Below are 5010 nucleotides of genomic sequence, written 5' to 3'. Positions count from 1 at the left end.
GCCACAGCCACAGCCACAGCCACAGCCACAGCCACAGCCACAGCCACAGCAGGGCAATTGCTCACAAGAATCACGCTTTCAACCTTATACGACATACAAAAAGGCAGACCAGCCTTAAAGAACAAACTTTTCTTTCATCAATAAAAAGAAGTAGTTTCAAAAGAAACTCGCATAATTTTTCTGTTATACATCAAAACACCTTGCATTTCAGATTACTTAAGAAAACAGAAAAAAAACCAACAACGCAAAGACAAATAAAATTACATCCATTAATATTAAAGCACACAACAAACAAACAAAATAAAATAAACCTTATCAAAGAAACCAAAAATATTTTATCTAATTTCTTAAGACCACCCCATCTTACAGAAAAAACAAAGCCAAAACCTCAAGACACATTCACCCGATCCATATCTTCTGCTTCAGAAAACACCTGGAAATCTACAAAATCTTCCTCCAATCATCGACCAACCGAGTTAAATCTCATGCATGAACTCACAAAACCACCCTCGGGATCTTTGATGTCCTGGATACAGAGTGTGCCCAGCCACCCCGGACTGCATATCTAATGAGCTTTCTTGGCGTAATTTCCAGCATAAATTCTGCTCTTGGCACACAGGCTTTCACTTTAGGCAACATTGTCTTTGGAGATGCAGAAGTGCCTTCCCAACTCACATGGGGAGGATATCAGGCGACTGATATTTTCCGACAGGCTGGAGGAGGCAAAACCGTTGTTCTGAATGGTTATTATGATCAACCTTTGGCATGGGAAGGCATCTTCAGGGGCAGTTCAGCGCTCCAACGTGCCCAAACGCTTGATGCCATGGCAAGAAGTGGCAATATCTATCCCTTTTCAGGGGGAGGTATTTCGCGAAATGTTGTGGTGACGTCTTTTGAAGCTGCCTATACGCAAAAAGGAACGATAATTCCTTATAGAATTTTCTGTGAGATTATCCCATCTGCCAGCGCACTTACTAATTTTACCAAGTCGGCTCTGATCTCTCTGCTCGGAACGGATGCTTCAAGCGCACTTTCAGCAATCACAGGAACAACCGCAGAAGCCTCTTCTTACGTATCAGCCCTCTCCGGGTCCGCTTCTTCTTATCTCGGCCAGATCACGCCCCTCGCCAACCTTTTAGGTTCCGGTGGAAGTATGTCGCTTCTTTCAACTCAAATTTCTGGCATCTCAACACAGGCAGGAGCTTTATCCTCGCTTGCCAGTAATGCTGATCTGCTTAATTTCCAAAATCAGCTCACTGTCGCTCAAGGCTACAATGATAGCGTGTTTTCAGCATCTGATACTGAACTGAATTCGATCGCAGCAAACTCGCAAGGAAATTTTGTCTCCAGCCCATCATCTCTTCTTGCCGCAACCGCCTACTCAGGCCTCGCTTCAACAAGCGCACTCAACAGTGCTTATCTCACACGTATGCAGACAAACATTTCGGCTGCCAGTAAATAGGAACAATAATGTCCAGTTCACTCTCTTCGGCCACTACGATCTCCATCGGCCCCAGTGACATCTCTCTCTGGCATGTAGCAGCACGCTATCTAGGTGATGCAACTCAGGCCAATCGCATAATGTCCCTGAACAATCTCAATGAAACCTGGATTACTTCCATCTGCGAGATCGAACTTCCATCCTATGATCTCACACAGGGCGGAGGAATCAGTGTTTGACCTGATCCTCACTTACACAATCAGAAAACGAAAAAATTAAAGGGCAGCGCCAAGGCTGCCCTTTTTTATGCGTTCAATATTGCCGCATGGTGATTCATATGATCTTCGATGAAGGTCTGGATGAACCAGTAGGAATGATCATATCCGGCATGGCGACGGAGCGTGAGCTTTTGTCCCGCCACCTTCGCGGCCTCATCCAGATGCCAAGGCTGTAGCTCACGCTCAAGGAACTGGTCCCCATCGCCCTGATCCACAAGGATCGTCGTCGGGTGCGTGTGACCGGCCTTGAGAAGCAGCGTGGCATCATGTTGGGCCCATGTTGCCCTGTCCGGACCAAGATAGGCGGTAAAGGCCTTCTCCCCCCACGGCACGGCAGCAGGATGCACGATCGGTGCGAACGCTGATACGGACTTCCATTTCTCCGGCGCACGGAGCGCATGCACTAATGCACCATGACCACCCATCGAGTGACCACAGATACCCTGCCGTGTCGCATCAACCGGAAACTGGCTAGCGACCAGCTTCGGCAGTTCCTCACTGATGAACGTGCCCATCCGATAATGCGCGCGCCAGGGTGTCTGCGTGGCGTCCAGATAGAACCCAGCACCTACACCCAGATCCCAGCTATCCGTCTCACCCGGCACATTCGCACCACGCGGAGACGTATCGCACGCCACCAGCGCAATACCGTGCTTCGCCGCAAAACGAACGATGTTCGACTTGATCAGGAACGTATCCTGCGTGCAGGTCAGTCCCGCCAGCAGATAAAGCACGGGAACCGGCTTTTCCCTGCTCGCGCCTTCTGGGATGAAAACGCCGAAGGTCGTCGGAAGCCCGAGAGCCTCCGACTGGACCGTGTAGAAGCCGAGTTCGCCCCCGCAGCAGACGTGTTTGGATGCTGTTGTCAGGGTCATGTCCTGCTCCTCAGAATTCGACGACAGTGCGGATGCTCTCGCCACGCGTCATCATGTCAAAGCCCTCGTTGATTTTCTCAAGCGGGAGCTTGTGCGTGATGAGATCGTCGATATTGATGCGGTTTTCCATGTACCAGTCAACAATTTTCGGCACATCGGTCCGGCCGCGCGCCCCACCGAACGCGGAACCGATCCAGCGACGGCCCGTGACAAGCTGGAACGGACGTGTGCTGATCTCCTGCCCTGCACCGGCGACACCGATGACCGTGGACACACCCCAGCCACGATGGGCGCACTCAAGAGCCTGACGCATCAGGGTCGTGTTACCCACGCACTCAAAGGTGTAATCAGCGCCACCACCCGTCAGTTCGATGATACGACCAACGACGTCACCATCTGGCAGATCCTTCGGGTTGACGAAATGCGTCATGCCAAACTTGCGGGCCATTTCTTCGCGGGCCGGGTTGATGTCCACGCCGATGATCTTCTCTGCGCCCACCAGCTTCGCGCCCTGAATCACGTTCAGGCCGATGCCACCAAGACCGAACACGGCGACCGTGGAGTTCGGCTCAACCTTAGCCGTGAAAATGACCGCACCGATACCCGTCGTCACACCGCAGCCGATGTAGCAGATCTTGTCGAACGGAGCATCCTCACGGACCTTCGCCAGCGCGATTTCCGGCAAAACCGTGAAGTTCGCGAAGGTCGAGCAGCCCATATAATGATGGATCGGCTGTCCCTTGAAAGAGAAGCGCGAGGTGCCGTCCGGCATCAGGCCCTTGCCCTGCGTTGCGCGGATGGATGTGCAGAGATTGGTTTTCTGCGACAGGCAGGATTTACACTCACGGCATTCCGGCGTGTAGAGCGGAATGACATGATCGCCCGGCTTCAGGTGCTTCACGCCTGCACCGACCTCACGAACGATACCCGCGCCTTCATGGCCGAGAATGGCTGGGAACAGACCTTCCGGGTCAGCGCCGGACAGGGTGAACTTGTCCGTGTGGCACAGACCGGTCGCCTTGATCTCGACCAGCACTTCACCTTCGCGCGGGCCTTCGAGCTGGACCGTCTCGATTTCCAGTGGCTTGCCGGCTTCAAACGCTACCGCAGCTCTTACGTCCATTACGCTTTTCTCTTTCTTTCTCTGTTACTTCAATGATCAGGCTTTGGGAGCCTGACCAGAATCGGGCAGAACACCCAAAGCACGAAGATGCGCGACAAGCGCGCGCGCAGCCTCGTGCGGATCAGGATGGACCATCAAGTTGCCGCCTCCGCTGTCCTTCGATGCGCCCGAAATCAGTTTCGGCCGCCTGCGATAGGGACGGCACATGCCTGCTTCTTCATTAACACAAAGCCGATGATGAACCGTAACGACCTCTTCGTCCACCCGTGTTTCCCGCTGACGGGCAAACACAAAAGCAGGAACACAACGGGCTGCCTCCGGAACGGTGACGACACAAGGAAGCATCACGGACACAGGTTTGACCGCTCCTCTTGCCCGAAACTGCGCAAGAGTCAGCTGACCGGCAGCGGCGTGCTCCATGGGCGCGCCAATATCGGTAGCGATGGGCCAGTCGAGCGCCTGAGCAAGCTGATACGGCAACAGACCCGTATCACTGCCGCCGCAACCGCGCGAGGCGGCCAGCACCAGATCCGGTTTCCCTTCCGCAAACTGGGCATGGGTTTTCACTGCCTCGGCCAGAGCGTGCACGGGATCAACTTCCCCACCCTTCAGGCAGAGGATGTGTGTAAGGCCATAACCACCATATTCCGCCAGAGCCGGGCTGGCTGGTCCGGCATGCAGGCCAATCATCTGCGTGACGCCAAGTTCGCGCGCGAGTCCAATGGCGCGGATTTCTCCCGGCACAGGCGCTGGACGACCTGATACCGGATCAATCCCGGCGGACAGAAGAATGACGGCCTTCATGCGCCCTTCTCCCCATATTCAGCGGCAAGAACCTCACACAGCGCGAGCATAACAGCCTGCGCATCGGCTATGATAGCGAGGCCGGCACGAGCCACCATCGCCGCGTGAAGATCGGTGTTGACCGCCACGACGTGCTCCACACGTCCGAGCCCCTGAAGATGCTGTGGTGCTCCGGCAATACCCAGCGCGACATAGCAGAGCGCGTCGAGGATCGTGCCGGACGCCCCAACCTGCGTGGAACGCGGCATGTCGCCATTGTCGCACACCACACGGCTCGCACCCGGCGTGGCGTGCAGGGCGCTTACGGTGGCGCGGAAACTGGCGAAATCCGTCACGCCCCGTCCCGCGGACACGACAAACGGCGCATCCCCAAGATTCATGGTGGCCGGATCGGCAGGAATGACCGCGCCGACTGTCATACGCGCAGATGCCGGGACTGGCTTCGCAACCGTTTCTTCCAGCGGCAGGATTTCGTGCGCGTCGCCTTCC

Annotated in this window: 7 protein-coding genes; 3 read left to right on the top strand and 4 right to left on the bottom strand. The window is 54.8% G+C overall.

The window, feature by feature from the left end; genetic code table 11:
• From ABF824_RS15435 to ABF824_RS15425, 3 genes are all read left to right on the top strand, one after another.
• A partial coding sequence (locus tag ABF824_RS15435; protein WP_415489867.1) for a hypothetical protein occupies positions 1 to 569 on the top strand: 569 nt, incomplete at its 5' end.
• Positions 569 to 1462: a hypothetical protein gene (locus tag ABF824_RS15430; protein ID WP_415489866.1), complete on the top strand. Its 894-nt coding sequence runs from the start codon at positions 569 to 571 to the stop codon at positions 1460 to 1462. The genes ABF824_RS15435 and ABF824_RS15430, both read left to right, overlap by 1 nt.
• 8 nt (positions 1463 to 1470) lie before the next feature.
• Complete coding sequence (locus ABF824_RS15425; RefSeq protein ID WP_415489865.1) at positions 1471 to 1680, top strand: hypothetical protein; 210 nt, start codon at positions 1471 to 1473, stop codon at positions 1678 to 1680.
• 65 nt (positions 1681 to 1745) lie between these two features.
• Here the strand turns inward: ABF824_RS15425 and fghA are convergent, their stop codons facing one another.
• The 4 genes from fghA to ABF824_RS15405 form a co-directional block, all read right to left on the bottom strand.
• Positions 1746 to 2594, bottom strand: coding sequence for an S-formylglutathione hydrolase (gene fghA / locus ABF824_RS15420; RefSeq protein WP_415489864.1), 849 nt, complete (start codon positions 2592 to 2594; stop codon positions 1746 to 1748).
• Between the two features lie 10 nt (positions 2595 to 2604).
• Positions 2605 to 3717, bottom strand: a complete 1113-nt coding sequence (locus ABF824_RS15415) for an S-(hydroxymethyl)glutathione dehydrogenase/class III alcohol dehydrogenase (RefSeq protein WP_010667027.1) — start codon at positions 3715 to 3717, stop codon at positions 2605 to 2607.
• A 36-nt stretch (positions 3718 to 3753) separates the two neighbouring features.
• Positions 3754 to 4521 carry an electron transfer flavoprotein subunit beta gene (locus ABF824_RS15410; RefSeq protein WP_415489863.1) on the bottom strand — a complete coding sequence of 256 codons (768 nt, stop codon included), beginning with the start codon at positions 4519 to 4521 and terminating at the stop codon, positions 3754 to 3756.
• A partial coding sequence (locus ABF824_RS15405) for an FAD-binding protein (RefSeq protein ID WP_415489862.1) occupies positions 4518 to 5010 on the bottom strand: 493 nt, incomplete at its 5' end. The genes ABF824_RS15410 and ABF824_RS15405, both read right to left, overlap by 4 nt.

This window comes from Acetobacter sp. (assembly GCF_047721705.1).
In the GTDB taxonomy this organism is placed as follows: Bacteria; Pseudomonadota; Alphaproteobacteria; order Acetobacterales; family Acetobacteraceae; genus Acetobacter.
The sequence above is the reverse complement of the archived record's forward strand: the minus strand, read 5'-3'. Positions and strand labels throughout refer to the sequence as shown.